The sequence below is a fragment of the Bradyrhizobium australafricanum genome (genome assembly GCF_020329495.1).
Taxonomy (GTDB): Bacteria; Pseudomonadota; Alphaproteobacteria; order Rhizobiales; family Xanthobacteraceae; genus Bradyrhizobium; species Bradyrhizobium australafricanum.
The window spans coordinates 1-7,496 of sequence record NZ_JAGKJL010000134.1; the positions used below are offsets into that span (position 1 = coordinate 1).

The window sequence follows — 7,496 nt, forward strand, 5'->3', positions numbered from 1 at the left end:
TCTCGGGTCAGGTCCGCCGCGTCACAGCTTCCATCCGTCGCGAGATGAAGCGTCGCGCGGCTGTCGAGCCCGTCATCGGCCACGTCAAGGCCGAGCACCGCATGGACAGAAATTATCTCAAGGGACGCCTCGGCGACCGCATCAACGCTGTTCTCGCCGCTGCCGGCTATAACTTCGGCCTGCTGCTGCGATGGCTCGCAGAGCTCTTGCGTGTCATCATCCGAGCCTTCTTCGAGACCGTCCCGGCTCGAAACACCGCTTGAGCCGGGCGCTGCCGCCAGTTCTTCACGAACGACTACAAACTCTGGGCTTAGAGGCCGGGAGCTGATCATTGTGCACGATGACGAGATTGATCCGATCACTGTGCGACCTCGCCGTCATTAGCGGTACGTCCGATCCCGTTCAACCGCGTCGGATTGACGACATGCACCTCCGGAAAAAGCTGAGCAGTTAGCCGGCATGCTTGTGATAACGCGCCGCTTCGCCCTCTCGTCTTTCTCCAGCTGTCTGGCACGCGGGTTGCTGAGCCAAGTATGGCTTGGCCGCATATCGAATGACCCTCGTGAGGGCCAGCCTGTTCGCGGCGCGGCGGCGTGCGGGCGGTCGTGAGCAGCCGCCCGCACGCTTTTCATGGATCAAGAGCATCTGGCACACGAGTTGCTGAGAGGCTTATCGGCTTGGCTGTTTACCTTCACGCAACCCCAGACAGACCAAGCTTGGCGTAGCAAACTTCGCGCGGGTGGCACCTCCAGACGCCCGCGCGTCTTTTTCCGCAGGCCGCACGGCCTTGGGCGGCAGGGCGCTGTGGAGATCGTTCCATGACCGTGACGAGGCTGGAGAACGCAATAGCGCCGCTCAAACAATAGTCCGAAGGGAAAGCTGAAACGAGTGTCGTGCTTGCCGCGATGGCGGAGCTTATGGCGACTAGACCGGCTAAGCCGAAGCTCTCTTCATAACAAATTCTGCAATGGATTGGCTCCAAATTTGTACCGACCTTCGAAGCCGCTCTCCGTTCGCTGATCCCGAGAAGCTCGCCGCACTCCAGGAGACTGTCCGCCAGCGCGGTGGCCCGGAGGAGCTCGCGCTGACGACTCCAGGACTTATACGCAAACATTCGCTCACGCTGTACAGGTTGCTTACGATCATCTCCGACGCTGCGCATGAGGAGCACTGCTCATGAGGTGTGCACGTCGCCGCTCCTCGTCATCGTCGCTTCGACGCATCAAAGCGTTTTAGGCACGATCAGCATCACTGCTCTGCCCTCAGAAATATAGATCGGTGCCGGAAGATGGGCGAGGCAGCGATCAAAGGGCGCGACTGTGAAGCCCGGCTCTTCCGCTTCCTATCTGTGCCACGATACTACCCTCGGGTTGTCCGGCGCGTCAGGCGTCTTTGCCTACCAGAACGAGGATGGCGGAATAACGATCCTAGAGGGATACATGGCGACGCTGTCGGACTGCAAGGTTGCTGGAATGGTAGCAGCCGGCAGCAAAGTTTTTCCCGGCGCAACGGCTTGGGCGGTTACGAGCTAACCAGGTTTGCATGCTGAGCCGCGGTTGGTGATTGGTGATGCACGCATGATCTTCGAAGCTGCCGCTTTCATGGGCCGGAGACAAAAACCCTCAATCTAGCGAGCAATATTCCTTCTGACTGGATGGCTACGCGTGAAGAACCGAATGCGGGTATTGAGGCATTCCTGACCCCGACAACGATTACGGCCATCAGCCCATCGATGTCCGCAAAGCGCGGCTCTCCGATATCGTTCGCGAGACCGGCGCCAAGACGATCCATTATTCTATGACTTTGGCGACGGCTGAGACCATGTGATCAAGCTTGAAAAATGGTTCGTCAACACGTCGACGGAGGGTCTTCCATTCTTGCTTACCGCCGGTCGTCCTCCGGAAGACGACGGCAGTGCGCCGGGCTATGCCGAATACCTCGATGCCATCCGACCCCGCCCATCCGGGGCACGAACAAATGTGCCTCTGTGGCCCGGAGCGGTTTGACTCCAGCGTCGTTGGCCGGAAGGCGCTTGAGCCCGCCGTCAAGTCGATATATGGAGATCGCCTCGTGTCACGGTCAAAATCGACTTCAAGCCCCAAAGGGCTGCAGAGCTACGCTTACGATCGTAAGCGGCAAAGAGACCCGTCTGGCGGAGTGGGTGAGCGATCGGCTATCGGCTGCTGAGTTTGTGAGCCGATGTGAGCTTCTATGTCTGCGGCCTAGTTCTGGAACTAGAACCTTCCATATGATCGAAGCGGTCGCCGACCATCTTGAGGGAGCGCCGCGGCAGCTTCGCCGACGCTGGTCGGACGAGTTTAAGGCGCAAGTTGTGACAGAGGCGCTGGAGCCTGGCGCGAGCGTCTCGGCGATCGCTCGGCGGATTGGCATTCACCCGTCGCAGCTGTTCGCCTGGCGCCGCGATGCTCGGGCCGAGCAGCATTGTCGCTCCCGGCACTCGAGTTGCGCGAGTGTGGTGGCGTCTGTGGCAGGCGCTGTGATCGAGATTGCCATTGGCGAGATGATCGTGCGCGCCGGCGTGGCCGTTGACGAAGCGCAGCTGCAGAGGGTGATCCGGGCGGTACGTTCGGCATGATCCCCTCCGGCGTGAAGGTGTTCCTAGCCAGCCATCCAGTCGACTTCCGCAAGGGTATCGATGAAGCTTGTTGCGCTGGTATGGGATGCCGGCTCAGATCCGTTCGACGGTGCGCTTTATGTGTTCCGGGCTAAAAGAGCCGACAGAATCAAGATCGTGTGGTGGGATGGCTCCGGCGTGTGCCTCTATTTAAAACGCCTTGAGAAAGCGAAGCTCTGCTGGCCGCGGATCGGGCATCATTGGATGCAGCTGAATCCAGCTCAGTTGCCGGCCTTGGTGGATGGCTGGCTGGAAGCGGGTCCGGACCGTGGCGGTCAAGCCGCCGGAGATTATTGGGTAAAAGCACTGCGGCGTAGTGAATCAGTGAGCTGAAAGGCAAGAGAACCGAGGCAAAATGTGCTCTGGTCGGGCCGGTGCCATGCCTGTATGCGACGTAGGCGCGAGAGGATGGCCGGCTCTATCCTATCGGTCCGTTGAAGCTTTCTCGCCATGATCGTGAGAGCCTAGCGCAACTCGCCGGGACTATGGAAGGCCATTCCGTGATCTTACGGGACGCCATGGGGCACTGGTCCCCGAGACTTTGCTGAGAGAAGCGATGGGCGCAATCTCAGCATCGCCCAGCTTGACACCCAATTCATCCGTTATGTGGCGACCTAAAGCAAGACGGTCTCGCATGGGATCCATGAACTCTCGCTCCACTTCGGCTAAAGTAATTATCTGCGCTGCTGTTCGTGCCTCTGATGGAAAGATTGTCAGGGCTACCGGCACAATGCTGCTATCGCTCCAAGCGGTGGAGGCATGAAAGCGGAGAGCCATACTGAGAAGATCAGGAATTCGTCATCCTCAACAAATAGGTTCGCGAATCGACACGACGCTTATCGGTTGCATTTTCCCGACAGGGCAGGGCTCGATGAGCTTCGCAGCGACGACCTCTATTGAAAATCTGAGTCGGTGCGCAGCCAGAGACCGACATGAGACTGGGAGTGAACGCATGCGGATCGGCGTTTGGGCGCGAGACGAACGCAACGGTCACGTTATTACTAACCCTACTGCTTCCTTTGTATCCTCCAGTCGTATGCGCTCAGCCCAGCAAATGTCCGACAGATACTGAATTGAAGGTGGCATACTGCCTCGGTTGGGGCGAAGGTGGTCGGGCGCAAAACCGAAAGTATCACGGCGTCACCTTTTTGCCATCCGACGCGCCTCAGTGGAGGTCGGAGAAAACGAACGCGTCGGTGAAGCTCTGCCCCAGAAAGGCTGCAGGGCCAAGGAAGCGATGCTAAACTGTCCAATCGTAGAGGAGCAGCTGGAAAGGCATGGTGCGCTGATCGTGATAGTCGATGGCGGGGTCGATCCGATCACCGCAGTGGTCGGAGGCGGTAAGCACTAACGTCTGATCTTTGTCCGGTTGATAACACATCTGGTCCGGAATTCCAGCACCACAAGTAGTCAGCTCACAGTTGTGAGGCTATGATCTGTCGTTGCTCGTCATCCTGTGATGATGAACGGCGCGACTTCGCCCGAGCCCCACTTGGACGCGCAGTGTAGGGCGAGCAAACACACCGACAGAGCAGACATACAGTCTTACGCGTTGCCGCGTAAACGATGTCGCGATCGAACTCTGGAATGTCCCACCGCGATCACTGGCATGGATTCTGCAGACCATAAACGGCATGGAAGCGACATCACGACATCGGCTGTTTGATGTTCGTTGGAATGGTGCGCACGTCGTGTTCGTGAGGTGATATGCGATCTGGAGTTCTTGTTTGGGCCGCGGCAATTGCACTTGCCGCACGCGGTGTTGCTCATTCTGCGGATCTCAATCCGGTGGCGAGGCTCCCGCCTGCGCTGTGGAGCTGGACCGGAGGGTACATTGGCGTGCACGGCGGCGGAGGTTATGGCCGGACATCCTTCAGTGATCCCTACGGCCCATCAATCTATGGTGACATCGTCAGCACCCCCGTATTCTTGGCCGGAGGCCAGGTCGGCTACAACTGGCAAACGGATAGGTGGATTCTCGGCACCGAACTCGATGCGAGCCATGCTGTCTCCAATGGCACAAACAGCTGTCTTGCCTTCTCGGGCGCCGTTGTTATCGCCACGTGCAAGGCAGGTCCAAACGCCTTTGTCACAGGGACTGCGCGTGTGGGTTACGCCTTCGGCCTAACAGGCCAAACGCTGGGCTACATCAAGGCAGGCATGGCCTGGCAACACAACCGCGGCAACATCGCCAACAACAACGAATTCGAGGGGCGCTTTGCTGGCTTCCCGCAGCATACAACGCAGTTCGATTATAGTCGCTTCGGTTGGACCGTCGGAGTCGGCCTCGAGCAAGCGCTTACAGCTGCTTGGTCTGTCAAATTCGAATACGACTACATGGGCTTCGATGGGACGCGTCTGGCGACCCCGCCGACGGTGCAGTTCCCGCCCCCTGCCATCATTGCCGCCAGCACAACCAGCTTGTCCAGCAACTATCACATCGGAAAGATCGGATTGAATTACCATTTCGGCGGCGACACGAGCGGGCCGGCATGGTTCGACGCATCGGCCTATCCGGGACGAGCGGCTTCCAAAATGAAGCCTGTTGTCGATACGGGCGACTGGTCGTTCGAAGGGGGCTCGCGGGTCTGGCTCAGCCGGGGAACATTTCAGTGGGACTACACGAATCCGCCCCCGATACCCGGAGATAGCGGCATTCCCAATTCAAGGCTCACCTATCAGGGCTTGGATGGCATTTCCGGCGAGCTCTTCGCACGCCTGGATAGTCCTTGGGGGATATTCCTGAAGGGCAACATCGGCATCGGACGCTTCAACAACGGAAGGGTGAACAACGAGGATTCGAGCATCGGCAACATGGCCTATAGCAACATTCTGTCAGATCAGGCCAACGGAAGGTTCATGTACTACACCGCCGATGTCGGTTACGATTTTATGCGCGGTAGCACCTACAAGCTGGGCGCATTTATCGGTGGGACTTACTTCGGCCAGAAGTCGGATTCGATGGGTTGCGTGCAGACAGCCTCGCTTTACGGGCCATGCGGGGTTCCGGTCCAGCAAATCATCGGCAGTCAAGATGCCAATTGGGATGCGCTGCGCGTCGGCCTTAGCGCCCAGACTATGCTGTTTGAGGACTGGCGCGTGAGCGCAGATGTTGCTTACCTGCCATGGACCGACTTCAACGGTCGCGACAACCATCTCCTCCGTCCTGAAACAACTTTCTACGAACAGCGCGGGCAAGGTGGCGGAGGCGTACAGATCGAAGGAACGCTGTCGTACTTCCTCAGCAGAAATTTCAGTATTGGCGTCGGCGCTCGGTACTGGGCAATGTGGACCAAGAACGACAGCGATGTCATATTCAACTGCCGTGGCTGCAGCGGCCGAGGCACGCTCATCCAGATCCCTGCACTCGCGAAGTACAGCATGGAGCGATGGGGCACCTTCTTAGAGGCGTCCTACAAGTTTGAGTGAATTGGTCTGCAAGCGCGGTTCCCGACCAATAAGTCTTATAGGCAACCTAATCGATGCACAGTGAAAGCCTACAACGCCTTGACTGGACGGCATCCCTGCTTCAGGGCGAACTGGCCAGGGCGCAGGTTTCCGCAGCGTCCATGCCTTCTTATTGGTGAAAGATGAGTGCAGATGAACCGTAGGCAGGCAATCCCAAAGCAGAGATATTTCTCGTACCTTTATTGCTCCGCAATCATCTTATCTTCGGCTTTGCCCGCCTTGGCAGCCGATGCACCGCAGGCCAATATGCGAATGATGGATTGCGCGACAGTGAAGAACAACGAGCGTCGCTTGCTGTGCTTCGATAAAGCGGCTACAGCCCTAAAGACAACTCGCTTTCTTAGGAGAATGGGGACAGCTCATCTTAAAGAAATCGTTGCCAACCCCGGCCAGACCACTCTCAACCTTGATGTCGCCTCTGGAACGTTCATTGATAGGCTTGTTGAGATCCGAAACGTGAGACGCCTCTACTCGACTGATGGCTACCGCTGCGTCGCACATCGGCGCGGAACAGCTCCTGTTGTTTTCGCCCAAGCTGTCGAACCAGCGGCAGAACAGGAAAGGCTGAAAATCGACTGCGCCCTGCTCGATAGTCTCCTGTCTGCCGCCTGCAAAAGGAATATTCGGATAGTCACGACTGACTACAGGGGAGATTTCTCGCGCGATTTTGCAAAGGGCCTTGTCCTGAAGGTACCGACAATTGAAATCGTAGCGGCGTCGCCACCGAAGCGATAGCTGAAAGTAGAAGAGTCCTGTTCAGGATGCTTTCGATTAGAGGAGCGGGTCAGCGCCCAACGTGGAATGAGCAAAAGCCTATGATCCTGAGGCATTATCCGTTGCTGCGTCGGGCAGGCTTGCATGAGGCTCGATGCGCCGAGACACATCCCTAGACATCCCCTAACGCCGTCTCCATGCATCCGCTCTAGGCGCAAATTTCGTAATCGATTGGTCGTCGCCGGAAGCAATTGATGAGCCCTATTTGGAGCGATCATGATCGGAGGCCCAGGCACTCGAGGCCGCGGCTTCGTTTCAGTCGATCGAAAGGTGAGCCGTCCATGAGAGAGACTTAGATCTTGCCCGGCATGACGCCTACTGGGTCGTTCGTGAAGAACTGGCGGCAGCGCCCGGCTCAAGCGGTGTTTCGAGCCGGGACGGTCTCGAAGAAGGCTCGGATGATGACACGCAAGAGCTCTGCGAGCCATCGCAGCAGCAGGCCGAAGTTATAGCCGGCAGCGGCGAGAACAGCGTTGATGCGGTCGCCGAGGCGTCCCTTGAGATAATTTCTGTCCATGCGGTGCTCGGCCTTGACGTGGCCGATGACGGGCTCGACAGCCGCGCGACGCTTCATCTCGCGACGGATGGAAGCTGTGACGCGGCGGACCTGACCCGAGAT

Annotated in this window: 6 protein-coding genes; 5 read left to right on the top strand and 1 reads right to left on the bottom strand. The window is 58.0% G+C overall.

Annotated features, from left to right (window positions below; genetic code table 11):
- From J6525_RS45430 to J6525_RS45450, 5 genes are all read left to right on the top strand, one after another.
- Positions 1-263, top strand: a 263-nt coding sequence (locus J6525_RS45430; RefSeq protein ID WP_512699755.1) for a transposase, incomplete at its 5' end; no start/stop codon positions are given.
- Positions 264-2,248: 1,985 nt separating this feature from the next.
- Positions 2,249-2,596, top strand: coding sequence for a transposase (locus J6525_RS45435; protein WP_225649502.1), 348 nt, complete (start codon positions 2,249-2,251; stop codon positions 2,594-2,596).
- A 60-nt stretch (positions 2,597-2,656) separates the two neighbouring features.
- Positions 2,657-2,968 (top strand): IS66 family insertion sequence element accessory protein TnpB, encoded by a 312-nt coding sequence (tnpB, locus tag J6525_RS45440; RefSeq protein WP_225649503.1) that lies wholly within the window; start codon positions 2,657-2,659, stop codon positions 2,966-2,968.
- A 1,374-nt stretch (positions 2,969-4,342) separates the two neighbouring features.
- Complete coding sequence (locus J6525_RS45445; RefSeq protein ID WP_225649504.1) at positions 4,343-6,064, top strand: outer membrane protein; 1,722 nt, start codon at positions 4,343-4,345, stop codon at positions 6,062-6,064.
- Between the two features lie 171 nt (positions 6,065-6,235).
- Positions 6,236-6,838, top strand: a complete 603-nt coding sequence (locus J6525_RS45450) for a hypothetical protein (RefSeq protein ID WP_225649505.1) — start codon at positions 6,236-6,238, stop codon at positions 6,836-6,838.
- 394 nt (positions 6,839-7,232) lie between these two features.
- On the opposite strand, the gene J6525_RS45455 is transcribed toward J6525_RS45450, so the two are convergent.
- Positions 7,233-7,496: transposase (locus J6525_RS45455; RefSeq protein ID WP_512699764.1), on the bottom strand; the 264-nt coding region annotated here is incomplete at its 5' end.